Raw genomic sequence first — 1285 nt, 5'->3', positions numbered from 1 at the left:
GGGCAGGGGACGCCGTGGGCGCCCGGGGTGACTCCGTGCAGGCCAGGCAGGCAGCGAGGAGACAGGCGGAGAGGAGGGGAGCGCGGTTCATGTCCCCGGGTCTAGTCCATCACGGCGGGGTGACGGATGGGGGCGCGAGGCCTCTGTGCAGGAGCCATCACGCGGAAAGGCAAAGGCCCGGAACCCCTGGGATTTCCCCAGTGATTCCGGGCCTTTACGTCTGCGCGCGATGCAGGATTCGAACCTGCGGCCTTTGGCTCCGGAGGCCAACGCTCTATCCAGCTGAGCTAATCGCGCAGAACTACTTTCCGGTGCCGGAGGAGTAACCGAAGTCCTCATGCGACGCAAGCACGCATTCCAGGTCCCCTCGTGGGAGGAGGGGGCACATGTTCCCCTGGCCCAAGCCGGTGCACCCCACGACGAATGGCGGCGTCATCACCTGACGTCTTCCCAGAAAACCGCGTCTCCGATGGGCCAGCGCCGTCTTGAGGAATGCGCCGGCGGACACTGCGACGACCTTGCCTCAATGAATCTCGAATGCCGCGAGCAGGTGGGCTTTGACGGCAATCCGGTCTGCACCCTGCGGGAGGAGGCGCAGTTCGGTGTCATGCATTGCCCCAGCCCGGTGGAACACTGGGGGCCCGGTATCTTCTTTATATAGAAACATGGGTGTCGCTCGAGCGGCGCGGCTGTTCTTCGCCTGTGCGACTGGGGGATGCACTCATGGCTGATGTGAATCCGAATGAGATTCGCAGCTCGAAAGATGTTCCGAATATTCCGGTGGGGGAAAGCAACCGGATTGTCGAAGCAGGTGGACTCACGATCCGCATGGGAACGATCTATGCCGGAGGCGTCACCGCCGCGAACTCTCCCAGGGTCATCCCGGTGCGGTTTGGAAAGCGCTTCGCGTCACCGCCTGCCGTGCACCTCGCCGTAGTGAGCTTTGACATCAGTGGCAGCAGCCATCGTCTCGGAATGAGCGTGATGGAGGTGTACGACGATTCATGTGTCATCCATGTCTCTACGTGGGCCGACACCGTGATCCACGGGGTCTGGGCGAATTGGATGGCCATTGGCGGATAGCGGGCCATGCTCTAGCTTGAACTGGGATGCTGGGGACGAAGTGCTCACCCGTCCAGCCAGAAGTCCTCGTCCCCGCTAGGGGCTGTCCCTGATCTCCGGCCCGAAAATCAACCTGGTGGATCAAACACCCGAGTTGGACCCAACTTCAGAAGGTTGCCAGTCAGCGTCGGACGTGATCAACGCTGGCTGTGCGCCGACATGA

Annotated in this window: 2 protein-coding genes and 1 tRNA gene; 2 read left to right on the top strand and 1 reads right to left on the bottom strand. The window is 62.3% G+C overall.

Going from position 1 to position 1285, the window contains the following annotated elements:
* Nucleotides 1-223 precede the first annotated feature (223 nt).
* Nucleotides 224-297 (bottom strand) — tRNA-Arg (locus D7W81_RS41275).
* A 40-nt stretch (nucleotides 298-337) separates the two neighbouring features.
* On the opposite strand from D7W81_RS41275, the gene D7W81_RS42170 reads away from it, so the two are divergent.
* Both D7W81_RS42170 and D7W81_RS41270 read left to right on the top strand, forming a co-directional pair.
* Complete coding sequence (locus D7W81_RS42170; protein WP_147445843.1) at nucleotides 338-661, top strand: hypothetical protein; 324 nt, start codon at nucleotides 338-340, stop codon at nucleotides 659-661.
* A 62-nt stretch (nucleotides 662-723) separates the two neighbouring features.
* Nucleotides 724-1083 carry an H-type lectin domain-containing protein gene (locus D7W81_RS41270; protein WP_120560751.1) on the top strand — a complete coding sequence of 120 codons (360 nt, stop codon included), beginning with the start codon at nucleotides 724-726 and terminating at the stop codon, nucleotides 1081-1083.
* Nucleotides 1084-1285: the final 202 nt, after the last annotated feature.

The organism is Corallococcus aberystwythensis (assembly GCF_003612165.1).
Classification (GTDB): domain Bacteria; phylum Myxococcota; class Myxococcia; order Myxococcales; family Myxococcaceae; genus Corallococcus; species Corallococcus aberystwythensis.
The sequence above is the reverse complement of the archived record's forward strand: the minus strand, read 5'-3'. Positions and strand labels throughout refer to the sequence as shown.

Excerpts from the sequence above, each read along its gene's own strand:
- D7W81_RS42170 (WP_147445843.1), top strand. The coding sequence starts at position 338 with ATGCGACGCAAGCACGCATTCCAGGTCCCCTCGTGGGAGGAGGGGGCA.
- D7W81_RS41270 (WP_120560751.1), top strand. The coding sequence starts at position 724 with ATGGCTGATGTGAATCCGAATGAGATTCGCAGCTCGAAAGATGTTCCG.